Origin of the sequence: Nocardia sp. NPDC101769 (genome assembly GCF_044766925.1) — a bacterium.
Classification (GTDB): Bacteria; Actinomycetota; Actinomycetes; order Mycobacteriales; family Mycobacteriaceae; genus Nocardia.
Genome location: NZ_JBIWMX010000032.1, coordinates 71,886 through 96,580, shown reverse-complemented (window position 1 = coordinate 96,580; position 24,695 = coordinate 71,886). Strand labels below are relative to the sequence as shown.

The following is a 24,695-nucleotide window of genomic DNA, read 5'->3' as shown; positions in this document are numbered from 1 at the left end:
GGGGCCTACGTCGGGACCGGTCCACAGGGAAGAGACCCCGTGGGCGTTATTCTCCACGATCACCCCACCCTATCCATTGACTTTGTTCACAGTCCAATCGCTTGCGCAGGTTTCAGGCAGTCCGTGCAGTCTGGTTACGCCTTGCTATACGAGGCCGACCACAGCTCCCCGTTAGCAATCGCTCCACGAATGCCGAGAACGCGTGCCGGACCTCGTGCGACCCATGCGAACTCCACCCTTGTCCTGGTCGCCACTATGTCCTGCGCCTCGGCCAGTGCCCCGGCGGAATCTCGATCTCACCATCGTCGTCGAGCGTCGGGGTGTCGAATCCACTGGTGGAGTCGATGCACCTGGCCGTGGGCGGGTCGGCCCGCCGGTTACGGTCCAGCATGAGGATTCCGGCGAATTCCGGATCGTGGGGGTCGAAGGCTGCCTCGCTGTAGGGCTGGGCGAATCCTGCGTGGTGAGCGATGCGAGGGCCGCGCTCGGGCAGGTCGGCCAGAGTGAGGCGCTCCATTGCGGTGCTGCCGGACTGAACTGTGAGGAGAGACCAGATCGGGCCTGCGGGGTCGTCTGGATGAGAGTAATCGCGGGCCGAGGTAGCGATCACGGGAGTGCGTTCGTAACCGCACAGCGCCTTATGGAGCGCGGCACGTGCCGCGGTTTCACGGCGGGTCGAGTGGAGAGAGAACAGCAGGACGCCGAAGTCGTCGGTCGGAAAATTCTGGTACACGGCGACTTTGCGCGCGAGGACGGTAAGGGATTCGGTGCCGGTGTCGTATTCGAGGAAGAACCGCACCGCCCGCCCGCCTTGCTCCCAGCAGCCGTACCCGTCCGGGCGTGGTTGGACCGTTTCGCCGTTGTACTTGTCAATGCGAAAGTAGTTGTCGCACTGGCGTTCCGACCACCATTGCGTCAGTCCTTCGATCCGCGTGGAGGGCCGGGTGTCGCGGTGGCGGGTGGGGTTGCGGTGGGCGGCCAGGGCGGTGAAGAAGTTGTTGATGCCGAGACGGTGTTCGAGGGTAAGTGAGCAGGCCAGGCGTTCGAGCATGACGGCATGCGTGCTTGGGGCCGGTGGCTTTTCGGCGCGTTGGGCGGCGATCAAGCGTGCACCGGGATAGCCGAGGGCATGGCGGGTTTGGCTGGTTCCGCCGCCGTAGAGGGATTCGCGGAAGGCGAAGAGCATGCCCATCTCGCGGAGTTTTCGTAGCCGGTCCTGTGCGCGGCGCACGGAGGCGAACTCAAGCGCGGCGATCTGGTCGGTAGTGAGCACCTTGTGTTCGGCAAGGAGGGAGAGAAGCCGTCGGTCGCGGTCGAGGAGACGGAACCAGGGACCGGCGTCCGGGTGCCCGCCCCGGTGCACACAACGGCCGTCGTGCGGTCCCACGAGGGAATATGTATAAGTATTGATATTCATTCTGGATTTCGGCCCCGCGCCTCGAATGTGCGCCCGAGCGGCCCGGATGCCGTTCTCCTGTTCGGCGTTTGGGGTAGCGGCTATAGAACGCCGAGCGCCCGTCGGCCCAACCGCGCCACCAAACGCGGCCCCATCCGCAGTCGGGTTGTCGTCGTGCCCGTTCATCGGGCATCACCACCGACCGGTTGCCGGGAACCCACCGCGCGGATCATGATGTCCGGCCCGTCCACCAGCACGGCCCGGTTCGTATGCTGGTCCGTCAGGTCCACAGAATGACAGAGCCGCAGGTCAATGACCTGCGGCTCTGTCGCTTTCCGCGCAATGCACGGGCCTGGCAGTGCCCTGCGTTCATGAAGGCCAAGACGAGCGTGTATCTGATCCCGCACAGGCTGCCCGTCTGAAGGAGGTCGCTGAGGCATCGGGGCGATCGGAGGCTGACCTCATCCGGGAGGGTATCGACCTTGTACTGCTGCGGGCGTACAAGGTCCGTCGCACTCGCCCGTGGCCGTCGTTCGATTCCTGCGATCCGGGGTTTGCTGCCAACAGTGAGGACATGCTCGGGGAGGCATACGGCGGGTGAGCTTCTTCATCGCCGACACCTCGGCCATCATCGCCGCCTACGATCGCGCCGCCGAAGTGCATGACCGGGCTCGCGGGTACCTCGCCACGTCAGTTGCCGTCGTCTCGCCATTCGTCCTCGACGAGATCGATCATCTGCTGATCGCACGATTCGGAAAGGACAGTCGCACAGCCGATCTCGTACTCGACGACCTGCTCACCTCGGCCGAGGAGGGTGGTGTGCTCGTTCCCGCAGTCGACCGCGACGGCCTCCGGGTCGCGCAGAAGATCATCGAACAGTACCGCGGCCGCCGACTCGACCTGGCCGATGCGGTCAATGTCGTGCTTGCCGAGCGCTATCTCGCCAACGACATACTGACGTTGGACGAGAAGGACTTTCGCGCCCCGTTGACGCCCGCTCATTCGTCGTTCCGGCTCCTGCTGCAGGGCGACTGAACCGCCGACGGTCCCGAACCGTGTGGGCCCGGCGACAACGCCGGGCCCACACGGTTCGTGGGTATTACCCTCGGACGACGGCTGGTTCCGGACGCCGCCGGCCCGGAGCCCACCAGTTGAGGCGGCCCATGGTCTGCATGAGCGCCGGGACCAGGATGGTGCGGATGATCGTTGCGTCGACCAGCACGGCCAGGGTGAGTCCCAGACCGAAGAGCTGGACGAAGGAAACCCCGGAGAACACCATTCCGACGAAGGCGATGGCCAGCAAGGCCGCCGCGGCCGTGAATATCCTTGCGGTGCGGGCGATTCCGACGGCGACGGCGCGACCGGTCGCGCCGGAGGCGAGATACTCCTCTCGAATGCGTGACAGCAGGAACACCTCGTAGTCCATGGATACGCCGAAGGCCAGGCAGAACATCAGGATCGGCATGGTCGGGACCAGATACCCGGTCGAGGTGAATCCCAGTGCGCCCGAGAGGTGTCCGTCCTGGAAGATCCACACCATCGCGCCGAAGGTGGCCGCCAGCGACAGCACCGTCAGCGCCAATGCCTTGATCGGCAGCACTACACTGCGGGTGAAGATCAGCAGCACCAGGAACATCGACACCGCGATCATGCTCAGCGCCAGGGGAACTCGCCGCGCCAGTGTGGACACCGAGTCGGCGTTGCGGGCCGCCGGTCCGCCGAAGAGCACCCGGCCCGGGGCGGGCACCGCGCGCAGGCGGTCGAGTTGAGTGGTCGCCGCCGTCGCGTACGGGTCGAGGCGGGTGCCGATCCGCAGATACGTGCCCGCGTCGCCGGCCAGCGCGGATTGTGGTCCGGCCACCTGGAATCCGCCGGCGTAGGCCCCGGCACTGGACAGCACCGACGTGACATCGGGAATCCGGGACAGCGTTTTCGCGTAGTCGCCGACCGCCGCGATGTCGCCGTGATCATCGGGCAGGATCGCCAGGATGCCCGCCGTCAGGTTCTCGGAGAAGTCCGATCGGGAAGCGTCGCCGACATCGCGGCTGGAACCGGAGGCGAGCACCCGATCGTCGGCCCAGCCGAAACGCACGGTGAGGAACGGCGATCCGAGCAGCAACAGGACCGCCACTACAGCGGTGATCCACAGCACGGGACGGCGCATCACACCCATGGCGAAGCGGTACCAGCGGTCGTCTTCGACGGGAACGGGCACCGGGTCGGGGCGTCCGAGACGGCGGCGCAGGAACCGCCGCACATCCCAGGCGTCGACCCGGGAACCCATGAGTGCCAGGGCCGCCGGGAGCACCAACAGCGTGGTGAACACCGCCGCCGCGAGCACGGCCAGCCCCGCGTAGGCGAAGGAGCGCAGGAAGTACAGCGGGAACACCAGCAGCGCGGACAGCGACAGGGCCACGGTCAGACCGGAATACAACACGGTGCGCCCGGCTGTGCGCACCGTGCGAACCACGGCCTCGACGGTGTCAGCGCCCGCCGCGATCTCCTCCCGGAACCGGCTCACCATGAACAGGCTGGAGTCGAGCGCCACTGCGAACCCGAGCGCGGTGGTCATGTTCAACGCGAAGATCGAGACATGCCCGACGGCGGCCAGCCCGCGCAGGACCGCCAGTGCCGCACCGATTGTTATTACACCCACCAGCAGCGGCAGCATGGAGGCGATCAGGCTGCCGAACACCAGCACCAGGGCGAGACCGGCCAGCGGGACGGCAATCGATTCGATGAGCACCAGATCGAGGGTCACCTGGCGGCTCATCTGGGCGAGCGCGACCGCTTCACCGCCCGCCCGGATCTCGACCCCGTCGCGGCTTCCGTCGTACTTCTTGGCGACGGCGTCGGCCACCTTGGGCGCGGCGGTGTCATCGCCGCGCGCGAAGGCCACGATGACGGCGCTGTGCTGATCCTTGCTGCGCAGGGCGGGCCGCATCTCGGTCGCGACGCTCCAATACGACTGCACGCCTCGCAGATCCGAATCGGCGCGCAGTTCATCGGTGAGCTGCTGTCCCACCGTGGTGGCGGCCGGACCGTCGATGCCGTCGGGCGCGGTGAGCAGCAGCACGACGTTCGGTGCGGCACCCGGAAAATGCTGTTCGAGATAGTGGTCTACCCACGTGGATTCGGAGTTGGGCGCTTGAAAGCCACCGGACTGCAGGTGCATCGGCGCGGACCAGCCGACGGCGTAGCAGAGCACGGCGGCCAGCCCCGCCATCGCCAGTACGGCCCGCGCGCGGTGCGAGGCGAAGAGCGCGATTCGAGTCAGCATGGGGCTCACGGCCGTTCGGCGGACGGCACATGTCGCGCGGTCCGGACCAGATCTTCGGAGACCCGCCAGAGTTCGGCGGCTCGCTCCTCGTCGTAGGACTCCGGTGCGCTGGGCACCTCCGCCGCCCCCGTGAAGTACTTTCCGGTGGTGTCGGCGAGTTCGGGTGCGGTGACCAGCCGGGTGAGGTCCGCTGCCGACCGGGTGACGGTGCGGGCGATGGGCATGACCTTAATGAGCACGGGTGCGAGGAAACGGAATCCGATGCGCGCCACAGCGGGGTAGCCGCGCGAGAGCCCGGTCTGCGGCATCAGCCCGGGATCGAAGGCATTGGCGGTGATACCCCGGTCGTGCCAACGTCGCGCGAGCTCATAGGTGAAATAGACATTGGCGAGTTTGCTGGTGGCATAACGGATTCGGCCGTCCGCGCCGGAGTCCCGCCCGTCGTCCGGGTCGGCCAGCTCCCGAGGGTGACGCCATCGCGGCGCGGGGAATCCCATGGACTTGCGTGGCCCCTGGTGCACATCGCTGGACACCACGACGACCCGCGCGCCCGGCGCGAGTAGATCGGCACACCCGGTGACGAGCGCGAAATGCCCGAGGTGATTGACCGCGAAAGTGAGTTCATGGCCGTCCTGGGAGGTCCGCACGCGGTCCACGATCTGGAGGCCGGCATTGCACACCACCGCGCCCAGTCGCGGATTCTTCCGGCGGTGCAGTTCCTCGACGGCGGCGTCGACCGAATCGAGCGAGGCCAGCTCGAGTTCGACCGATTCGATCCTGGCATCGGGCGCGTGCGCGCGGATCCGCTGAACTGCGGTCTCGGCCCGCTGCGGGTCGCGGCAACCGAGGATCAGCGGAATACCCTTGGCGGCGAGGCATTTCGCCGTCTCCAGACCGAGGCCCGAGGTCGCCCCGGTAATCAGCACCGGATCGTTCATTCCGCGTTCTCCAGCCACTTCATCGTGAATTCGTCGATGGCTGCGGCGGTGCTGGTGAAGGTCTTGCTCATATCGGCCTCGATCAGCCTGCCGATCAAGGGAACTCGCGCCTCGATCGAGCCCGACATGGTGAACTCGCACCCGATCTCGATGCGGCGCACCACCAGATCGGCGTTGAGCGAGATGGTCATGCCTTCCACCTGCCCCTGCATCCGTCCCCGGGCCACGCCGTCCTCGGGTTCGTACCACGACTCGCTGTAGCGGTAGCGCACCCCGTGGGGTCGGAAGGTCGCGGCCGGACCGGGCAGCGCCGAGGCCGGGATGACGGTGTTCACGGTGACCAGTGCCAGGCCGTCCGTGGCATCGAAGGCGGCCAATTCCGCGTCGGGGCCGTCGATTTCGCGAATGCGCTGCTCCCAATAGTCGCGGGAGCCGAGGACGCGATGGAACAGGGTGTCCGGGTAGGGGTAGGGGGTGGTGTGTTGCACGGAACGCGACATGGTCAGTCTCCGAGGTTCTTGGCGTAGATGCGGTGGATGTCGAGCATTCGGTAGCGGGTGCGGTCGGCATCGTCGCGACCGACCTCGGACAGCAGGTAGGCATCGACGAGACGGTCCAGGGCGTCCTCCACCTGATCGACGCGCAGATCGGCCAATGCCGCTGCGGTGAACTCGGTGCCGGCCGGTATCCGGCGACCGAGTTCCCGGAACAATCCGGCGGCGGTGGGGTCGAGCCGGTCGAAGGTGAGATCGAGGCTCGCGCGCATGTCCAGCGCCTGATACGACACCACTTCGAGGCGGCGCTGTTCATCGCTGATCCGGGCGAGCATGTGGGCGAAGGTCCAATGGGGCCGCGTCGTCATGCGGCAGGCGACGGCGCGCAAGGCCAGCGGAATGCCGGAGCAGTGTTCGGCGACCGTCCCGGCGTCCTCCCATTCGGGCAGCACGCGGGCGCGCCCGACGGTGGCGACCAGCATCTGCAGTCCCTGGGTGCGGGACAGCTCGTGCAGGACGAAGGTGCGAACGGTGGTGAGCCCGAGGGCGAATCGGCTGGTGATCAGGGCGGTGCCGACGCCGCCCGGGGGCAGCAGCGGGATGACCTGGGATTCGGTGGCGGCATTGTCCAGAACGACGAGCACCCGCCGATGCGCCAGCCGTGCCCGGTACAGATTGACCCGCTCGGCCAAGGACTTCGGCATGGCTGCGGCCGGTATGCCCAGCGCCGTGAGCAGCCGTCCGAGCACCGTCTCCGGGGTGGTGCACGGACCCTCGGCGAGGTCGGCGTACAGCAGTCCTTCGGGAAAGCGGTCGCGCAGGCAGTCCGCCGCTTGCAGGACCAGCGCCGTTTTGCCGACCCCCGCGCCGCCGGTCACCAGCACCGGCCGCGGTGCGGGATCGTCGGTCAGCATGCCGGTGAGCGTCGCCAGTTCCGTGTCCCGGCCACTGAATCCGAGCGGAGGCAGCGGCAGCGTATCGGGCGCGACGGCCGGCGCGTGCGGCCGGAGCCCGCCGGATTCGGCGCGGACGGTGAGCGGCGGGTAGGCCGGTGCGTCCAGCTCGGGCAGGTCGCCGCGCAGGATGCGGCTGTGCAGATCCCGCATGACCGGACTCGGGTCCGCGCCCAGTTCGTCGGCGATGAGCCGCCGCGCCAGCTCGTACTGCCGCAGCGCCTGGGTGGTCTCGCCATGGAGGAAGTAGGCGCGAATCAGCCGCTCTTGCAACCCTTCCACCAGCGGTTCCTCGAGCAGCGCGGTGTGCAGCCGGTTGATGACCAGCGAATGATTGCCGCGCCTGATCTCCGCGTCGGCCCAGTCCGCGGTCACCTCGTGCTTGAGCCGGTGCAGGGATTCGCTGAGCCGCCGGGCCCATTCGCTGTCCAGACCCGTCATGGCACTGCCGTTCCACAGGTTCAGCCCGGCCGACAGCCGCTCGACCCGATCGGGATCGTCGATATCGGTGGCGCGGGCCCGGTCGACCAGATCCATGAAGTGCCACAGGTCAACCGATTCCGGCGGGGTGGAGAGCATGTAGCCGCCGGGGCCGCGGTTCACCTGGACCGGTTCCGCGCCGGTGCCGGAGGTGGCCTCGGTGAGCAGGCCGCGCAGCCGGGCGACGTAGGTGTAGACGGCATCGCGCGCCGCGGCCGGCGGGGAGTCGCCCCAGACCCGGTCGATCAGGGTGTCGATCGACAGCGGCCGGCCCGAATCCACCAGCAGTGCGGCCATCAGGCTGCACTGCCGGGGCGGGCCCAGGTCCACGATCTTGCCGTGCACGTGCAGCTGCACGGGCCCCAGGAGTTTGAACTGAATCATGTACCACGCCTTCATTTCCCGCCGTCACGCGCGAATGCGCCGGAGGGTTACGGTGCGGCGCACTCGATTACACCGAGAGCGCCGCGAGAAATAGTGCGACCAGGGCGATTCCCTGCAGGATCACGCGGACCACGATGACGCTGTCCCAGGTGCGCTGCATGTCCCGGACGTCGACCGGCACCCGGTCGGCCAACACCGCGGCGGTGAGTTCCTTGTTGACCGGCGCGCTGACCCGCGCGTAGATGCCGAGCCAGATGGCCAGAGCGACCACGGCCGCCGCGGCGAGAATGCCCGCGGCCGCCTTTCCGTCCAGGAAGGCGGCCCCGGCGGCGACGACCGCCGCGACCACGCCGATGGCGCCGGGAATCGGCATGCGCTTGTCGGCGACTTCGTGAATGCGTCCGGTGGCGGCGGTCAGCGCGCGATCGTCGATGCGGGCCAATGCCGTGCGCAGCACCAGGGCACAGAAAAAATCCGTCCCGTAGACAACCGCTGTCGTCATGATTGAAATTCCGATGGCGGACAGTAAGAAATAATTCATGGGAAGAATCCTCGGCGTAGTTATCGTCGCAAGGTGTCGTGAACAGTATGTTGCACCTTGCGGCACAACAGGTTTCACCGAACTGTGATTGTCACGATGGCCAGTTCCCGCCCGGTGTGGGCTGTGATCGGATATAAGCGGAATTGGTCAGGTATTACTCGCGCAAGGCCGCGGCTACCATAATTCCGCCCGCCAATCCGGCCGCGGTGAGCAACTCCCAGCTGTCCGGTGGCCCGGTGAGGCCGAGGCGTGCGCGCTTGTTGAGCGTCACTGTCGCATCCACCAGTTCGAGCGCGACGCCCAGGACGAACCAGTGCCGCACCGGATGTCCGCGCCGCAGCGACCACAGGGTGCCGAGCCCGATCACCACGTCCCGGGTGCCGAACGCGCGGGTCGGCAGCGAGGACGCGTCCTCGTCGTACTCGCCGGACCAGGACTTCGCGACGGCCCCGGGCGCGGTGAGCATGCCGGTGCCGATCGCGACGCGGGCCAGCGCCTGGGACCACGCCGCCTGCCGAACCATCGCCTGGGTGCGGCGGAAAAGCATCGAATTACCGTTCATCGTAAGGTCTTTCCTCCGCACAGGCGGCCACGTCCACCGCGACCACCACCTTTCCGCGGGCATGCCCGCCCTGACTGAGCAAGTGCGCCTGCGCGGCGTCGCACAGCGGGTAGACCGCGCCGACCGGCACCCGGAACACGCCCTTGCCCGCGAGCGCGGCCACCACCGGCAGATCCCCGGTGTCGGGTCGCGTGAACACGTAGGCGCCGCCGAGTTCGCGGGCCTTGGGATCGACCACCGAGGCGAACCGGCCGTGCGGGGCGAGCAGCGGCAGCACCGTGCGCTGAATGCGCTTGCCGACCGCGTCGAGCAGCACGTCGACCCCGTCCGGGGCCAGCGCGCGTACCGAATCAGACAGTCCCACAGCGTAATTCACCGGCTCGGCGCCCAGTTCGCGCAGGAAGGCGTGATTGCGGTCGCTGGCCGTGCCGATCACGCGTGCGCCCAGGTGCACCGCCAGCTGCACCGCGACGCTGCCGACGCCGCCCGCCGCGCCGTGCACCAGCACCGTCTCGCCGCGTCGCACATCCAGTACCCGCACCAGTGCCTGGTAGGAGGTGAGCGCGGCCAGCGGCATGGCGGCGGCCTCGGCCCAGCCCAGCGTCGCCGGCTTGAGCGCGAGCGCTCGCACCGGGGCGGGCATGACCTCGGCGAAGGCACCCCGGCTCAGATAGTCCTCGCGGACACAGCCGACGACCTCGTCGCCCACGGCGAATTCGGTGACGCCGATGCCGATTTCGCGCACCACCCCGGATACGTCGGCGCCGGGAACGATGGGGAACACGGTGTCGGCGAAGGGATCCAGATAGCCCTCGCGCGCCTTCCAGTCGATCGGGTTGACCGAGGCCGCCTTGACGTCGAGCAGTACCCCGTCGAGCGCCATCTTGGGCACCGGCAGTTCGCCGTATTCGAGGACCGACGCGTCGCCGTAGCGCCGGTAGAAGACCGCCTTCACGACCGCACCGCCGCGCCGATATAGGTGGCGGACAGGTCCGGGGTGGTGAACATGAGCAGGTTGCCGTCGCGCCGTTTGCCGAGAATGGTCAGCCCGCGCTGCTTCGCCAGCGGCGTCAGGCCCGCCGCGTCGAGGTGGCGGCGCAGCTCCGCGGGCTTGATGAACTGGTGGTGATGGTGGGTGCCGCGGGCCACCATGCCGGTGAGGTACTCGGGGATCCAGATCATGACGATCCGGGCCATGAGTGTGCGATTGATGGTGTCGTAGCAGAAGATTCCGCCGGGGCGCAGCACGCGGGCGATCTCACGGACCGCCAGCGCCGGATCGTCGACGTGCTCGAGCACGTCCACGCAGGTGACAGCGTCGAAGGTGGCGTCGGGGTACGGCAGCGCCTCGGCCCGTCCGACCGCGTACTCGATGGCCTTGCCGGTCGCCTCGGCGTGCGCTCGGGCGGCGGCGACCAGGCGGGCGGACGGGTCCATCCCACTGACCACGGCCCCGCGCCCGGCCAGGTACTCGGTGGTGAAGCCACCGCCGCAGCCGACGTCGAGAACCTTCTTGCCCGACCAGTCCTTCACGAATCGGTCGAAGTACTCGAAGCGCGGACGCTGGAAGGAGGTGAGCCCCTTCATGGCGGAATCGTCTTCCCACCAGGATTCGGCGAAGTCGCCGAAGAAGTCGCTCTCCGTTTGGGATTGCTTCATGTCATGCTCCGTCTGTCTGAAAACTTCTGTCCGGCAGTGGTTTCACCGGCGTGCGCCAGCGGGTGGCGTAGGCGATCTGGTCGCGCTCGGCGATCCGGAACACCAGCCGCGGCCACACCGCGCGCATGCCGAGTTCCCGCAGCCGGATGAGCAGGGGGTGCTCCAGCGCGCCCAGTCGGCCGATGCGGTGGGCGACCTGCTGCAAACCGGCCGTGCGGGCGCGGCGCTGTTTCTCATAGCGGCACAACGCGTTCACGGGATCGGTGGTGTCCAGTTCCTCGGCGAGCACCAGCGCGTCCTCGAGCGCCTGGCACGCGCCCTGGCCGATATTGAAGGTGATCGGGTGGGCGGCGTCGCCGAGCAGGCTGACCCGGCCGGACCCCCAGCGCCGGTCCGGCGGCCGGTCCAGGACATCGCTGCGGATGATGGCCTCCGGCGCCGTGGCTTCCAGGATGTCCGCGATCGGCGGCATCCAGTCGTGATGGCGCTCGAGCAGCATCGCCCGGACGTCGCCCGTATCGCGGCCGCCGGGTGCGCCGTTGGCGACGCTCATCCAGTGCACGACGCCGGGTGCGACGTCGTAGAAGGTGAAGCGGGTACCGGGACCGAACAGGGCGTAGAAGGTGCCCGGCGGGATCTTCTCGTGTCGCAGTTCGGCTTTGCCGCGCCAGGCGATGTAGCCGGTGTAGCGCGGCGGGTGCTCGCCGAGCAGTCCGGGGCGCACCGCGCCATTGATACCGTCCGCGCCGATGAGAACGTCGCCGCGCACCCGCTCACCATCGGACAGTTCCACCGTGACGCCGGCGTCGTCCTGTTCGAAGCCGACAACTCCAGCGCCCGTGCGGATCTCGGCATCCGTCGGATACGCCGACACCGCCGCGCTGAGCACCCGATGCAGCACCGAGCGTTCGACCGCGATGGTCGGAGCGCCGTACCGGTCGATGAAGTCGCCGACCGGCCACGCGCCGAAAAGGTCACCGCGCCAGGTGCCGAAGTGGGTGATGTGCTGGATCGGCGCGGTTTCCAGCACCTCGTCGAGTACGCCCAGCCGTTGCAGCGCGATGGTGCCATTGGTCCAGATGTGCAGTCCGGCACCGCCATCGCGCAGTTCGGTGGCCCGCTCGAACACCCGCACGCCCATGCCGCGTTCCCGCAGGGCGAGTGCGGCGGCCAGGCCGCCGATGCCGCCGCCGGAGATCAGGACGGTGAATGGCCGGTCCATCACGGCTGTTCCGTCGCGGTCAACGCGGTGGCGGCCGCCGCCAGATCCGCGAGATCCATCCCGCCGCCGCGGCGTCGGCCCTTGCGGGCCAACGCGCCGGACATCAGCCAGCCCAGGCCCAGCGCCTCCAGCATGGAGGACTCGACGCCGATGCCCCAGCGCTCGGCGATCAGGCCGTTCGCGAGCCGCCACACCACGACACCGTGGAATTCGATCCGTTCCCCGGTGGGGTCCATTCCCAGGAACTCACCGGTGAAGGTGCCGCGCCAGGTGTTGTGGATGACCACGTAGTCGGAGTGCGCGCTGAGCGCTTCGATGGTGACATGCAGGTCCGGAAAACCCTGGCGCAGACCGGCGATGGTGTACTTGACGCCCTCGGTCCCCTCCGGCGCGCCGGGCAGGGGCTGGTGATCGACCATGTCCGGCGAGTAGATCTCGTCGACCACGGAGAAGTCGCCCTCGTTGACGAACTCGTCGAACACGCGCCGGATGATGCGGGCATTGTCCTCGGGGGTGAAAACCGGCTCAGGCGTGGACATTCGTGGTCTCCTCACCCGGCGCGGGTGCTTCCCAGCGCAGCGACAGACCGGCGTACAGGTAGCGGCTGGCCTCCACGGCCAGCAGCAGCACCCGGTCGCCCGGCCGGACGCGGCCCTGTACCCAGCCCTCGTCGAGGGCCAGCGGCACGGCGGCGGAGCCGGTCGCGCCGACGGTCGCGAGGTTCTCCACGATGTTCTTGGCCAGCACCGCCTGGTCCTCGGGAGAGACTCCGGCGGCATCGAATTCGGCGGTGAAGTAGTCGGCATTGCCCTCGGGCAGCACGCAGGCGTCGATCTCGGCCACCGTGAGCCCGGTGCGGGTCAGCATGTCGCGCATGCCCGCCACGAAGACCTTCGGGCCGAAGGTGGCGGTCCCGGAGACATCGAGCTTCATCTCCACCAGGCGCTTGCGTTTGGCCTGATCGGCCACGGGCTCGTGGGTGCCGCCGCCCACGATCTGCATGCCGGGCTTGCGGTCACCGCCCAAACAGGCGGTGGCGAACTGGAATTCGCCGTTGGGGTCGGCGCTGCCCGGTTCCCCGGCGCGCAGCACGACCGCCCCGGCCCCGTCGCCGAAGGAGTTGATGACCAGCCGGTCGCGCATGCGCACCGACTCCGGGTCCATGCCCAGGTACATCGGGGCCAGCAGCGGGGAGATCGCCTCCGCGCCGATCACCACGGCGGTGCGGTAGGTGCCGTCCGCGAGCATGCGCCGCGCGTAGTCCAGTCCCTGCACGAAACCCGTACAGGCGGCGCGGAATTCGATGGAAGCGCAGTGGGCCAGGCCCAATTGCTCCTGTACGTAGGTGACCACCGCCGGCAGCTGGTATTCGGGGCTGGCCGAGGACACCACCAGCAGATCCACCTCCGCCGGATCGATGTCCGCGCGGGCGAGGGCGCGTCGCGCGGCGGTGGCGGCCATGGCGTTGGTGCCGCTGCCGTGCTTGCCGGTGGCGGGATCGATCATCCAATGCCGTTGGCGTACTTGGATATTGTCGAGCACCTCGGCGGGCAGTGTGCCGCACAGGCGCTCCAGGGTGGCATTGTCGATCGGGTCGCCGGGCAGGAACGATCCCGTGGCCAGGATCGAGACGTGACGTGGTTCGAGATTCGGCATGTGGTGTCTCCGTTCACGAGTGGATGACCGCGGCGGGATGCCGCAGCACGAAGCTGGTGTGGGTGCCGCCCAGCGAGGAACCGTTGACCAGCACCGGGCCGTGGTCGCCGCCGCGCTGCCAGGCGGTGATGGCCAGCGCGGCGGCCAGTTGCGCGCCCGCGCCGATGGGATCGCCCAGAACCCGCTTCGGCTCGGGCCGGGCGCAATTCGCGCCGAGACCGAGCCGGTCGATCGCACGTCGCTCCGGGCCGTCCACCACGGGCACGCCCGCCGCGGCGGTCCAGACGGCGGAGAGGTCGACGGGGGATGCCCCGGCCGCGGCCAGGGCGTCGCGCATGGCCCGTTCCACCCCGCGGCCGCGCGGATCCCACCGGGCGATGCCCAGGGCATCGGAGGTGGTGGCGTATCCGGCGAGCACCGCGATCGGGGTGACGCCCCGCTGCCGCGCCGCCGAGGCCCGCTCCAGCAGCAGGGTGACGCTGCCCTCGGCAAGCCGGAAGTCCCGGCCGTGGCGGCCGGTGAAAAGCCCCGCGCCCCGGTACGCGTCGAGGGCATAGGGGGACAGTTCGTCCGCGCCCGTGCACAGCACGGCGTCCGCGCGTCCGGCGCGCAGCAGGTCGAACGCGGTCCCGAGGGCGGCGGCCCCGGCGGCGTGGCCGGAGGTCAGGGTGGAGGTCGGGCCCTTGGCCCCCAAGGCCATGGCCACCTGTCCGGCGGCGGCATTGAAGACGGTGTTGGGGAAGATGGCGGGGCTGCCCTGGGCGGGTCCGCCGAGCACGGTCGGTTCGAAGAATCGGGAAATGCTGCTCATCGGCCCGATACCGGTGCCGACGACCACACCCACGCCCTCGTGGGCGGTGAGTCCGGCCGCGGCGAGCGCCTGCCGACTGGTCGCGACCGCCAGTTGCCCGAGGCGGTCCATACGCCGGCGAGCCTTGGCCGGAATATCGGCACCCGGGTCGGCGGTGACGCGGGCGAGCCGTAATCCCTTGTGCGGCTCCGTCGTCATGGTTTCGCCGGTCCAGGCGTCCCAGAGCTGATCGGCATCGGATGCCCCGCCGAGCAGCACCCCGATTCCGGTGACGACGACCTCGTCGGCGGCGACGGGATCGACCTCGGTGCGGGCGGTACCGGGCCGGCCGTACACGACACAGGCATTGGCTCCGGCGAACGCGAAGTTGTTCGACGCCGCGACGCGCATGGGCAGCGCCCGCGCCGCGGGTGCGGGGTCCAGGCCACAGGCCGGGTCGGTCTCGGTGAAACCGGCTGTCGGCGGCACCATTTCATCGCGCAGTCCGAGGATGGTCACGATGGCCTCGACCGCCCCGGCCGCACCCAGCAGGTGACCGATCATGGACTTGGTGCTGCTGAGCACCACCGCCGACGCGGCCTCGCCCAGTGCGGCTCGTACCGCATTGCTCTCCGCCGCATCGTTCTTCGGGGTGCCGGTGCCGTGGCCGTTGATGTAGGGCACGTCCTCGGGCGCGAGACCGGCGGTGTCGATGGCCTGGCGAATCGCCCGGGCCGCGCCCGCGCCCTGCGGATGCGGTGCCGTGGCGTGGTAGCCGTCGGCCGACATGCCGTAGCCGAGCACCTCGGCGATGATGGGCGCACCGGCGGCCAGCGCTACCTCGGCGGCCGCCAGCACCATCATGCCCGCACCCGCGCCGAGCGAGAGCCCGTCGCGATCACGGGAATACGGCCGCGCCGGGCGCGCGGACAGCGATTCGACGCTGGTGAATCCGTAGTAGGCCATCTCGGTGAGCGCGTCGCTGCCGCCCACCAGCATGGCGTCGGCCCGGCCCGCGCGGATCTGTTCGACCGCGTGCGCAAGCGCGTGAGCGCTGGACGCGCACGCGGTATTCACCGACAGCACAGGACCTTTCAGCCCGAACGCCGCGCTGAGCGCCTCCGCGCAGAACTGTGGCGGCACCAGCAGCAGATGCCGGTCGTCACCGAGACCCAGCCCGTCCACGTCGACGGACCGGCCGGCGGCGACCGCGCGGCGCACCGCCTTCTCGGCACTGCGGATTCCGCTGTTGCAGCTGCCGAACGCCACCCCCCACCGGTGTGCGGGCAGGGCGTCCGGTCGTGGTGGAGCGCCGTCCTCGAGCACGCCCAGACCCGTGCCCGCCATCGCCTCCTCGGCCGCGATGAGTGCGTAGTCGACGGCGGGTTCCGGGTCGGTGAGACCCAGCGGCGTCAGGTAGTCGTATTTGGGGCGCGGCGGGTCGAGGATCTCGCCGCCGATGGCTCCAGCGAGTCCGGGCACCGCGAGGTCGCGCAGCGGCCGAATGGCCACCTCGCCGCCGCGCACCCGTTGCCACAGTTCCTCCGCGCCGACGCCGTGCGCGGTGATCGCGCCGAGCGAGGTGATCACGATGCGCCGGTGCGGCGCGGGATGAGGGGTTTCGTGCATGGCCGAAGTTCCTGTCGGTCAGTTCGATGCGGTGAGGGTGAGCGCCACGGCCTGGCCTTCGAGGCCGCGGGCCAGGGCCAGCGCGACCCGCGGATTCGCCTGGCGCGCGGCGCCGGACACGATGTCGAGATCGCAGCCGGGCGCGGGTGTTTCGTGGTTGCCGGTGGCGGGCACGACCCCGGAGTCCAGGGACAGCCCAGCGAGTGCGGCATTGAGCGCACCGGCTCCGCCCACCAAGTGACCGGTCTGTGGTTTGACGCTGGTTACCGCGGCCTTGTGGGCCTCGGGACCGAGGGCGGTGCGCAGGGCGCGCACCTCGCCGGCATCGCCGAGCGCCGTGGCGCAGCCGTGGGAGAACACGGCGTCCACCGCCGACGCTCCGGCGTCGGACAGAGCCGTCGAGATGGCGCGGGCCAGTCCTTGTCCGTCCCGATCGGAGGCGGGTACGCGCACACAGTCATTGCCCATGCCGTAGCCCGAGAGCTCGGCATAACAGCGCGCGCCGCGTCGCAGTGCCCGATCACGCTCTTCGAGGATCAGGATCGCCGCGCCGTCACCGATGACCGAACCGCTGTGCTCCTTGTCGAAGGGGCGAAAAGCACTGCCGCCCAGGTCATTGCGCGGCGAGAGCACCCCGAGCCCGTCCAGTTTGGCCATGGCCCACCAATTGGTGGCGTCGTCGTACCCGCCCGCCACCGCGATGTCGGCCTCGCCCCGGCGGATCGCCCGCATGGCCCGCCCGATCGCGGTCGCCCCGGAATCCGCCGCGCCCGCATAGAAGGCATTGGGTCCGCGCAGGCCGAACAGCGAGGAGATGTGGTAGGTCCCGCCGTTCTGCAAACCCTCCACGTACGCCAGCGGCGGCACGATCGAGCGGGCCAGCTCCCCGAGCCGCCGCATGTCCGGTCCGCCGTCCGCGCCGCGGATGGCCTCCATATCGGCGATCGAGTCGTCGCGCTGGCAGATGTCCTTGTTCCCACCGAGATACAGGCCGGTGCGGTGGCCGAGGTCGCGTTCCTCCAGTCCCGCGTCCCGCAGCGCGAGGGTGGCCGCCGCGACACCGTACTGGTCGCCGCGGGTGGAGGTCCGCATGGAGCGCAGCGAGAGGAACCGGCTGGGATCGAAGTCGGGGATCTCCGCGCCGAGCCGGGTGCGCAGCGGCGACGGATCGTAGGCGCGCAGGGGGCCGATGGCGGTGCGCCCGGCCACGATCGCCGACCAGGTCTCGTCCGCACCTTCGCCGAGCGCCGTGACCAGACCGATCCCGGTGATCACGACGCGTCGCGCGTTCACGACTTCGCCTCGGCGGTGCGCCCATTCGCCTCCGCAGCGCTCCCATACGCTTCCGCGACGGGCCCGCGGACCAGGCGCAGCGTGCGGACGGCTGCGACGGTGGCCTCGCCGACGCGAGCGGTGGCCTTCCACCGGGATTCGGCGGGATCCGCGCCGGCACCGGCCGTTTCGACGGTGATGCGCACCTGGTCACCGGGCGTCACGAAGCGCCGGAAGCGCAGCCCCTCGGCGGCCCGCAGCCGCAGCAGCGGATCACCGGCCGCGAGCACGGCCAGCGCGATCATGCTCTCGGTCAGCAGCACGCCGGGCAGGATGGGGCGGCGCGGGAAATGGGTGTCGAAGAACGGCAGGGTGCCGGTCACGTTCAGCAGGGCCTCGGCGCGAATTCCGGGACTCACCTCCAGGATTCGGTCGAATCCCGGTGTGCCGATACCCGCGGTCGGGACTTCGGCGGGCGCCGGGAGTGCGGTGGGCACGGTGTAGGACGGGGTCATGGCAGCTCCTGGGGTGTGCCCACCACGAGGCAGGTATTGGAACCGCCGAACGCGAGGGCATTGATCATGGCCGCGCGCACCGGCATGGAGCGCGCGTGATGGGGGACGTAGTCGAGATCCAGTGCCCGGTCCGGTGTGTCGAGATTCAGGGTGGGTGGCACCACCGCATCCCGGAGCGCGCCCAGTGCCGCCAGCAGATTGAGCGCCGCCGCGGCGGCGGTGAGATGCCCGGTCATGGATTTGGGGGAGGACACCACCAGCCGGTACGCGTCGTCGCCGAAGACCTTCTTGATCGCCCGGGTCTCGGAGATGTCATTGCCCGGCGTGCTGGTGCCGTGTGCGGCGATGTAGTCGATATCGGCGGTGCCCAAGCCGGATTCGCCGAGCGCGGACTCCATGGCCTCGATCGCGCCCGAGCCATCCGGTGGCGAGTCGGTGATGCGCCAGGCGTTCATGGTGGACCCGTACCCGAGCAACTCGCCCAGGATCGGCGCACCGCGATCCAGCGCGGACTCGAGGTCCTCCAGCACGAAGACCACCGCGCCCTCGCCGATGACGAATCCGCTGCGGTCGGCGTCGAAGGGCCGCGACGCCTTGGCGGGATTGTCGTTGTAACGGTCGGTCATCGCGCCCAGCAGGCCGAAGCCGAGGATATCCGCCCAGGTGGTGAGCGAGTCGTAGCCGCCCGCCACCATCATGCGGGCGTCGCCCTCCTGGATCAGGCGGAACGCCTCGCCGAGGGCGTGTCCGGATCCCGCGCAGGCGGTGTGGATGCCCACCATGGGCCCGGTCGCGCCGATCAGCCGCACCATGGCATTGAGCGCCATGTTCTGGTTCCCCGTCAGGGTCGCCGACGGTGCGGGCCGCACGAAGGCATCGGGTTTGCCGGTGCGAGAGCGTAATTCGGATATCTTCAACACGAGATTCAGATCCGGGCGGCCCACGCTCGCGCCCATGGCGACACCGCGGTCCGAGACGGGATACTGGTCCTCGGTGAGCGGGTCGAGGTGCGCGGACCGCAGCGCCTCGCCGACGGCGGCCAGCCCGAACAGCCCCGGGCGCGACACCCAGCGGCGATCGGCGGCGGACGGGACGGCGGTGGCCGGATCGAACGAGTCGGGGACCAGTCCGGCGATCCGGACCGGGAAGGTGGTGCAGTCGAAGGTGGTCAGCTTCCCGATGGCATTGCGGCCCGCCCGCATTCCGGCCCAGGTGGTCGGTGCGTCCACGCCCAGCGGGGTGACCGCGCCGACGCCGGTCACCGCCACCCGCCGCAGTCCGGCCGCATTGGTGGTACGCATCAAACCAGCTCCTCGCCGAGCAGCTGGCGCGCCATCCGCTCGGTGTCGACCGGATCGTCGAGGCGATCGGCCTCGATGAGGGCGCACATGATGTTGCGGGCGAACAGGATTCGCTCGCCATCCACCTCGATCCAGCCGTCCACCACCGCCGCCTCCGGCGTCGCGTGCACCACCTGTGCGGTCATGCGCAGCACGTCGCCGGGCACCGCGTCGCGGTACACGGTCACCTCACCCACGGTGAGCAGCGCGGCCCGGCGGGTGTGCGCCGAACTCAGCAGCACCAGCCAGGCCCCCGCCTGGCACAGCGCCTCCAGCGCCAGGCCGAAGGGCAGCACCGGGCCGGCGGCGGAGGGCTGCCAGACGTTCTCGTAGACCGAGGTGAGTTTGCGAGCGGTGATGTGCTGCAACGGTTCCCAGGACTCGATGCGGTCGATGAGATGAAATCGCATGGCAGTCACTCCTTTTCCGATTCAGCGGGAGACCAGGCGGCCATTGCTGAGCTGCACCGCCAGTCCGCCGTCCACGCGCAGCAACTCGCCGGTCACATAGTCGGCGGCCGGACCGGCCAGGTAGGCCACCGCCTCGGCGACCTGCTGGACGGTCCCGTAGCGGCGCATGGGGACATGGGTGCGCCCGCGCCCGCCGTCACGCTGCAGCAGGTCGCCGATCAGATCGGTCGGGATCACGCCGCCCAGAACGGCATTCACACGGACCCCGAACCGGGCCATCTCCACCGCGCAGGCCAGTGTGAAGGCGTTCATCGCGCCCTTGGAGGTGGAGTAGTTGGACTGCCCGGTGAGCCCCTTCTCGCCCATGATCGACGACACGTTCACGATCGAGCCCTCGCCCTGGGCCATGAGGTGCCCGGCCGCGGCATGGGTGCAGTTGAATGCGCCACCCAGGTTCACCCGGATGACCTCCCACCACACGGCGGGATCCATGTCGTGCAGCAGGCCGTCGCGGGTGATGCCCGCGTTGTTGACCAGAATGTGCAAGCCGCCCAATTGTTCTCGCGTCTGCTCCACCAGATCGCGGGCCGCGCCGCCATCGGCGACATCGGCCCCGATGGCGACCGCACGCCCGCCGGAGCGCTCGATCTCGGCGACCACCTCGAGGGCCTCGTCCCTGTGGGAGCGGTAATTGACGGCCACGGCCGCGCCGCGACCGGCCAGGGTCAGGGCCACGGCCCGCCCGATGCCCCGGGACGCGCCGGTGACCAGCGCGACCCGGTCGGCGAAGTCGCCGGACATCAGGCGACTGCTTCGGCGTCGGCCGGACCGGCGGCGGCGCGCTGGGCGACCAGGTCCACCAGATTGCGCACGGTGACCAGGCCGAGCACTTGCTCACCGCGCAGTGGGCCGTTCAGCTTGGCCCGATCGAACTGCGGCAGCACCTTTTCCAGGTGTGCGAGGCCGATGTCGGAGACGATCTCGTTCTCGTCGCCGAACTCGTCGTCGGGGATGCCGCCCTGCAGCAGCTCCTGGACATCGGCGACAGCGATCTTCACGCCGGTGTCGCGGTGGATGCGGAACAGGATGTCGAGCAGATCGATGGATTCCGCGCCGAGCTCGTCGATGAGGGTGGCGTCGAGGGTCACCTCGGACTGGTCGATGCCCAGGGCGTCGGCGATCGCGTCGATGACGGCGGGAACGAAATCGGTGCTGGTTTCGGGCATGGTTATCTCTTCCTTCGTGGTGGGGACACCGTTGGGTCCCCTGGGGCGCGGGACGCCACAGGGGTGTGATCGGCTGGGAAATCAGTCGGATTCGGCGGAATCAGGCGTAGGCGGCGATAGCCGCGGTGATGCGGCGGGCGTCCTGGGTACTGCGCACGGTGGCCGCGTCCAGCATGCGGTTGGCGAGCCCCGACAGGACGCGTCCGGGACCGATCTCGAGGTAGTCGGTGCAGCCGAGATCGGCGGCGGCGCCGATCACCTCGATCCAGCGGACGGGGGCGGTGAGCTGTCGGCGCAGTAGGTCGCGGGCGTCATTGCCACTCGAAATCTTCTGCGCGGTAACGGAACTGATGACATCGATGACGGGGTCGCGGAATTCGGCGCGGTCCAGGTCGGCCGCGAATCGCTCCTCCAACGAGGCCATGAGCGAGCAATGGAACGGCGCTCCGACCCGCAGCGCGACCAAGGAGCCCGCGCCTTCCTCGCGCAGTAGTTCCACGGCGGCGTCCACCGCCTCCGCCGTGCCGGAGATGACCGACTGATCGGGGGCGTTGTAGTTGGCGAGTTCGACCACGCCGTCCACTCCGGCGCAGATCTCCTCGATTCGCGCTGCGGGCACCCCGGACACGGCCGTCATGGCACCCGGTATCGCCGCGGCGATACCGGCCATCAGCTCGCCACGGCGTCGCACCAGGGTCAGCGCGTCGGCGAGATCCAGCACGCCGGCCGCGACCAGCGCGGTGAACTCGCCGAGGCTGTGCCCGGTCACCAGGTCGGGGGAGAAGCCCTCGGCGCGCAGCACCTCGAAGATTGCGAAGGAGGTGGCCAGGATCGCGGGTTGCGCGATCTCGGTGGCCCGCAACTGTTCCGCGTCACCCTCGGTGCACAGCTTGCCCAGGGGCAGGCCCAGCACCTCGTCGGCGCGTTCGAATACCACCCCCGCCGTGCCGGGATGTTCCCGGATCAGGTGGGCGGCCATGCCCTCGCGCTGGGAACCCTGGCCGGGAAACATGGCGATCACACTGGCGTTCATGATGTCTTCCGAATCCTGCTGGTAGCCACGGCTACTGCGAGACAAATCCCGAACGTCGCTGTTCTCGCCCCGAGTATGTGAATCCCGGCTCGAGCAGTCCTCGAGGAAAACCAAACACGCAGTAACTATCGGAGCGAAGCCTGTTTCCCGGCTGGACGCTGCTCGTGCGATAACTGAACATGGCGCGACGCTAGCCAGGGGCGGTTAGGACCGGGTTAGGGTCAGCGGGCGCGATCGGACCTCAGTCGCAACGGCTTTCGAGATAGAGCCGCAGTACCAGCCGGCCCTGACTGACCACCCACTCGTTGCGGGGGGCCTCCCGGTAGGCGTGTTCGATGGTGCCCTCGGCGATCGCGATCGCGACCCCGAACACCCGGGGATCGGTGTGTGCGGGCATCACCCCGGATTTCAGCAGCAGGTGGCCGAACGAGTGCGCGCAACGGCGCTGATGGAGGGAGACCACGTCGCTGTCGCCGTAGGCGAAGTAGAGCGCGACGAATTCGAGATGCCGCAGGAAGTGGGTGCGATGCACGGCGGCGAACAGGTCGATCGCGTGCAGGATGCTGTCTGCGCGAAGCGTCTCGATCTCCGCCGCGACCCGCTGGTCGATCTGGTGCATGTCGCGGTCGAGTAGCTGGCGGAACACCGCCTCCCGATTGGCGAAGAACTGGTAGAGCGTCGCGATCGGCACGGCGGCGCGCTCGGCGATCGCGCGGGTCGTCACGGCGTCCATGCCGTGCTCGTCCACCAGTTCCCGTGCCGCGTCCAGGATGCGCTCGACACGTTCCCGGCTGCGCGACTGCACAGGTGCGCGTCGGAGGCGCCCTAGCTCAGACACGGGATCATGATCGCAGACGACTCGGCGTGGCGGCAAAACATGAGCGGAACATGACTTTTCGTCGGATCGGCCAGGTAGCGGCGTGAAGCGAACATTACTGTTTCCCGGGTCGCGCGTAGAAGTCTCCCAGCCGAAATCAATTCGCGAAACATCCACTTGCGCAGGCAAGTTGACCGTGCGAACATAGCCGCCAGCCAGAAATGTGTTACGAGATGGATTGTGGCGAAATACATTTGAACATTTCTGCGGTTCGCCCATGACGCAAGGAGTTTCATTGAGAGCATCTGGTGAACGGGCGATCCAGGTCAAACTGATGGGCGAGTTCGCCATTTCGGTCTCCGGTGCGGATTGTGTTCGGTGGCGTGCGAGCAAGGCTCGATCACTGTTCGGAGTGTTGCTCGTGAACCGCAACAGCGTCGTGGGCAAGGAGCGGCTACGAGAGTTGTTGTGGCCGGACATCGATGGGCCCAGTACCTCGTTGAAGGTGACGGTGCACGCCCTGCGCAGAACGTTGGATACTCACTTCGGAACCGAACGGCGAGACCTGCACATCGAGTTCCGGGATTTCGGTTACATCATGGACGTAAGTGACGATGTGATCGTCGATTGCCAAGAATTCGAGCGGTATACGGCGGGCGCACGTGAGGCCGCCGCGCGGGGCCTGCGGGAGGAGGCGGTGGGCCTGTATCGACGGGCCGCCGCACTGTACTCGGGCGAGTTTCTCGACGGCGAGTCCGACAGCTGGGTGGTCGAACACCGGCACTGGCTGCGTTCGATGATCCTGAGCGCTTTGAACACGCTGGCCGAATACGCGCTCGAGGCGGGAGAACTCGCCGACGCGGCCGACGCGTGCCGCCGCACGTTGGCCATCGATACCGCGAACGAGGCCGCTTTTCGTCGACTGATGACGATCCACGCCCGGCGCGGGGAGCTGCACCAGGCGGAACAGTGGTACGCGCTGTGTGCGCAACGTCTGCGGGAGCAGTTCGAAATCGATCCCAACCAGGACACGCGGTCGCTGCGGCATCGCCTGCTCGGCAGCGAATTCCTGGAGGGTTCCAGCCCGATCCGTGCGGGCCACCGGGTTCGCGGCGGCGTCTCGAATCGCCTGGGCTCGATCGTCTGACCGCGGATCATCTGGTCGAGAGCGCGGCGGAAGCCTGTCGACGCCCCGGGTGGAAAGGCGATGGCTGGTCACCTCGGCCGAGGAGGGCGCGGTATCGGCATGGCGGGTACAACCCGGTGACCCGGGCTCGCACCTCACGGTGATACCTCCGCCCAATTCGAAAGGCCCGGTCCATCAGGACCGGGCCTTTTCGCATTCAGAGGGTGCCGTTTTCGATGTCGCGTTTCAGGGCCGCCTGGTATGCCTGGTGGGATGAGATGCCGTTGTCGGCGGTGAAGCCGATGAGCAACGGGTTCGCGATGAAGGTGAGGTGCTCGTTCACCGTCGTGGTGCCGTTGCCGTTGTCGACGAAGGTGATCTTCTGGTGGGTGATGATGCCCGGCGAGTCGTAGCTGTCGGTGAGGTAGTAGTGATCGGCCGGGTAGAGGCGCTGTTCCGCCTGGGTTTTCGCGGGATAGTCGACCGAGCCCATGGGAACGTTCTCCAGCGCGGTGAAATCGATGGTCTCGGTGACGCCGTCGGTGCAGGTGCGATGCACGATGATGTCCTGGAGGAACGGATGCCGTCCGATATCGTTGCGCAGGTTCGAGTACACCGTCCATACCTTGGCGAGTGGCGCGTTGATGGTGATCGGCAGATCGGCGGTCCGCGTCGCTGTGCCGGACGACGGACTCTTCTGGGCGGCCTGATACGTAGCCCAGCCGGCTTGCCAACCGGCGGTATAGGCGTTCGGGGTGTCGGTACAGGTCGGTGCGGAATCCGCTTGCGCTACCGGTGAACTCGCCGCGAACGACAGGGCCATTGCGCATCCCACAAGATATTTCACGGGCGGACTGTAACGTGTTCTCGCGCTCTTCGCGAGACGCGCAGGAATTCGATACCGAACCGTATGAATTGTGATGCGGGCCCTCCGACCAGCAATGCGCGGTGCGAATGACTGTCGGGCCGGCC

24 protein-coding genes are annotated in these 24,695 nt (G+C 68.6%); 2 read left to right on the top strand and 22 right to left on the bottom strand.

Annotated elements, in window-relative coordinates; genetic code table 11:
• Positions 1–253: 253 nt before the first annotated feature.
• Complete coding sequence (locus ACIRRA_RS36190) at positions 254–1,387, bottom strand: replication-relaxation family protein (protein ID WP_402777652.1); 1,134 nt, start codon at positions 1,385–1,387, stop codon at positions 254–256.
• Between the two features lie 606 nt (positions 1,388–1,993).
• On the opposite strand from ACIRRA_RS36190, the gene ACIRRA_RS36185 reads away from it, so the two are divergent.
• Positions 1,994–2,431: a PIN domain-containing protein gene (locus ACIRRA_RS36185; RefSeq protein ID WP_402777649.1), complete on the top strand. Its 438-nt coding sequence runs from the start codon at positions 1,994–1,996 to the stop codon at positions 2,429–2,431.
• A 64-nt stretch (positions 2,432–2,495) separates the two neighbouring features.
• Here the strand turns inward: ACIRRA_RS36185 and ACIRRA_RS36180 are convergent, their stop codons facing one another.
• From ACIRRA_RS36180 to ACIRRA_RS36085, 20 genes are all read right to left on the bottom strand, one after another.
• Positions 2,496–4,676 carry an MMPL family transporter gene (locus tag ACIRRA_RS36180; protein WP_402777646.1) on the bottom strand — a complete coding sequence of 727 codons (2,181 nt, stop codon included), beginning with the start codon at positions 4,674–4,676 and terminating at the stop codon, positions 2,496–2,498.
• Between the two features lie 5 nt (positions 4,677–4,681).
• A complete protein-coding gene (locus ACIRRA_RS36175; protein WP_402777643.1) occupies positions 4,682–5,614 on the bottom strand; it encodes an SDR family NAD(P)-dependent oxidoreductase in 933 nt (310 codons plus the stop codon).
• On the bottom strand, positions 5,611–6,114 hold the full coding sequence (locus ACIRRA_RS36170; protein WP_402777640.1) for a DUF2505 domain-containing protein: 504 nt from the start codon (positions 6,112–6,114) through the stop codon (positions 5,611–5,613). Before ACIRRA_RS36170 ends, ACIRRA_RS36175 begins: the two co-directional genes overlap by 4 nt.
• Before the next feature lie 2 nt (positions 6,115–6,116).
• A complete protein-coding gene (locus ACIRRA_RS36165; RefSeq protein WP_402777637.1) occupies positions 6,117–7,925 on the bottom strand; it encodes a BTAD domain-containing putative transcriptional regulator in 1,809 nt (602 codons plus the stop codon).
• Positions 7,926–7,992: 67 nt separating this feature from the next.
• Positions 7,993–8,427 carry a DUF1772 domain-containing protein gene (locus tag ACIRRA_RS36160; RefSeq protein WP_402777634.1) on the bottom strand — a complete coding sequence of 145 codons (435 nt, stop codon included), beginning with the start codon at positions 8,425–8,427 and terminating at the stop codon, positions 7,993–7,995.
• A 193-nt stretch (positions 8,428–8,620) separates the two neighbouring features.
• Positions 8,621–9,028 carry a hypothetical protein gene (locus tag ACIRRA_RS36155; RefSeq protein ID WP_402777632.1) on the bottom strand — a complete coding sequence of 136 codons (408 nt, stop codon included), beginning with the start codon at positions 9,026–9,028 and terminating at the stop codon, positions 8,621–8,623.
• On the bottom strand, positions 9,018–9,983 hold the full coding sequence (locus ACIRRA_RS36150; protein WP_402777629.1) for an NADP-dependent oxidoreductase: 966 nt from the start codon (positions 9,981–9,983) through the stop codon (positions 9,018–9,020). Before ACIRRA_RS36150 ends, ACIRRA_RS36155 begins: the two co-directional genes overlap by 11 nt.
• Positions 9,980–10,687, bottom strand: coding sequence for a bifunctional 2-polyprenyl-6-hydroxyphenol methylase/3-demethylubiquinol 3-O-methyltransferase UbiG (gene ubiG, locus ACIRRA_RS36145; RefSeq protein ID WP_402777626.1), 708 nt, complete (start codon positions 10,685–10,687; stop codon positions 9,980–9,982). Before ubiG ends, ACIRRA_RS36150 begins: the two co-directional genes overlap by 4 nt.
• Position 10,688: 1 nt before the next feature.
• A complete protein-coding gene (locus ACIRRA_RS36140) occupies positions 10,689–11,909 on the bottom strand; it encodes an FAD-dependent oxidoreductase (protein ID WP_402777693.1) in 1,221 nt (406 codons plus the stop codon).
• Complete coding sequence (locus tag ACIRRA_RS36135) at positions 11,909–12,448, bottom strand: ester cyclase (RefSeq protein ID WP_402777624.1); 540 nt, start codon at positions 12,446–12,448, stop codon at positions 11,909–11,911. Before ACIRRA_RS36135 ends, ACIRRA_RS36140 begins: the two co-directional genes overlap by 1 nt.
• A complete protein-coding gene (locus ACIRRA_RS36130; protein ID WP_402777621.1) occupies positions 12,435–13,565 on the bottom strand; it encodes a 3-oxoacyl-[acyl-carrier-protein] synthase III C-terminal domain-containing protein in 1,131 nt (376 codons plus the stop codon). Before ACIRRA_RS36130 ends, ACIRRA_RS36135 begins: the two co-directional genes overlap by 14 nt.
• A 13-nt stretch (positions 13,566–13,578) precedes the next feature.
• The gene (locus ACIRRA_RS36125) at positions 13,579–15,984 is read right to left on the bottom strand and encodes a beta-ketoacyl synthase N-terminal-like domain-containing protein (RefSeq protein ID WP_402777618.1); all 2,406 of its coding nucleotides are present in this window, start codon (positions 15,982–15,984) and stop codon (positions 13,579–13,581) included.
• An 18-nt stretch (positions 15,985–16,002) separates the two neighbouring features.
• Positions 16,003–17,277 (bottom strand): beta-ketoacyl-[acyl-carrier-protein] synthase family protein, encoded by a 1,275-nt coding sequence (locus ACIRRA_RS36120; RefSeq protein WP_402777615.1) that lies wholly within the window; start codon positions 17,275–17,277, stop codon positions 16,003–16,005.
• Positions 17,274–17,771: a 3-hydroxyacyl-ACP dehydratase FabZ family protein gene (locus ACIRRA_RS36115; RefSeq protein ID WP_402777612.1), complete on the bottom strand. Its 498-nt coding sequence runs from the start codon at positions 17,769–17,771 to the stop codon at positions 17,274–17,276. The genes ACIRRA_RS36120 and ACIRRA_RS36115 overlap by 4 nt, the downstream gene beginning before the upstream one ends.
• Complete coding sequence (locus tag ACIRRA_RS36110; protein ID WP_402777609.1) at positions 17,768–19,072, bottom strand: beta-ketoacyl-[acyl-carrier-protein] synthase family protein; 1,305 nt, start codon at positions 19,070–19,072, stop codon at positions 17,768–17,770. The genes ACIRRA_RS36115 and ACIRRA_RS36110 overlap by 4 nt, the downstream gene beginning before the upstream one ends.
• A complete protein-coding gene (locus ACIRRA_RS36105) occupies positions 19,072–19,521 on the bottom strand; it encodes a hypothetical protein (RefSeq protein ID WP_354840748.1) in 450 nt (149 codons plus the stop codon). Before ACIRRA_RS36105 ends, ACIRRA_RS36110 begins: the two co-directional genes overlap by 1 nt.
• Before the next feature lie 21 nt (positions 19,522–19,542).
• Positions 19,543–20,322 carry an SDR family NAD(P)-dependent oxidoreductase gene (locus ACIRRA_RS36100; protein WP_402777605.1) on the bottom strand — a complete coding sequence of 260 codons (780 nt, stop codon included), beginning with the start codon at positions 20,320–20,322 and terminating at the stop codon, positions 19,543–19,545.
• A complete protein-coding gene (locus ACIRRA_RS36095) occupies positions 20,322–20,747 on the bottom strand; it encodes an acyl carrier protein (RefSeq protein WP_402777602.1) in 426 nt (141 codons plus the stop codon). Before ACIRRA_RS36095 ends, ACIRRA_RS36100 begins: the two co-directional genes overlap by 1 nt.
• A 100-nt stretch (positions 20,748–20,847) precedes the next feature.
• Entirely contained in the window at positions 20,848–21,780 is a 933-nt protein-coding gene (gene fabD / locus ACIRRA_RS36090) for an ACP S-malonyltransferase (RefSeq protein ID WP_402777599.1), read from the bottom strand.
• 241 nt (positions 21,781–22,021) lie between these two features.
• Positions 22,022–22,585 (bottom strand): TetR/AcrR family transcriptional regulator, encoded by a 564-nt coding sequence (locus ACIRRA_RS36085; protein WP_402777596.1) that lies wholly within the window; start codon positions 22,583–22,585, stop codon positions 22,022–22,024.
• Between the two features lie 307 nt (positions 22,586–22,892).
• On the opposite strand from ACIRRA_RS36085, the gene ACIRRA_RS36080 reads away from it, so the two are divergent.
• On the top strand, positions 22,893–23,744 hold the full coding sequence (locus ACIRRA_RS36080; RefSeq protein WP_402777593.1) for a BTAD domain-containing putative transcriptional regulator: 852 nt from the start codon (positions 22,893–22,895) through the stop codon (positions 23,742–23,744).
• A gap of 196 nt (positions 23,745–23,940) precedes the next feature.
• Here ACIRRA_RS36080 and ACIRRA_RS36075 read toward each other — a convergent pair whose 3' ends face one another.
• A complete protein-coding gene (locus tag ACIRRA_RS36075; protein ID WP_402777590.1) occupies positions 23,941–24,570 on the bottom strand; it encodes a hypothetical protein in 630 nt (209 codons plus the stop codon).
• Positions 24,571–24,695 lie beyond the last annotated feature (125 nt).